Raw genomic sequence first — 203 nt, forward strand, 5'->3', positions numbered from 1 at the left:
AGCGTCAAGCCCGACAGGTCGGTCACGCTCAGCGTCCAGGTCCCGTCGCCGTTGTCGCTGCCCGCCGACAGCACCGCCCCCGCCGGCACCCCGGCGATCACCACGCCGAGCACCTCGCCCGCCGCTGGGGACACCAGCGCGCTGCTGATCGTCAACGCGATGGCTTGGTCTTCCACACCGCTCGCCGCCGCCACAGTCAGGCT

General features: G+C 72.4%; 1 protein-coding gene. It reads right to left on the reverse strand.

Annotated features, from left to right (window positions below):
- On the reverse strand, positions 1–203 hold a 203-nt coding region (locus tag EJ913_RS32065; protein WP_185910051.1), incomplete at both ends, for a hypothetical protein.

Origin of the sequence: Azospirillum doebereinerae, assembly GCF_003989665.1 — a bacterium.
Lineage (GTDB): Bacteria > Pseudomonadota > Alphaproteobacteria > Azospirillales > Azospirillaceae > Azospirillum > Azospirillum doebereinerae.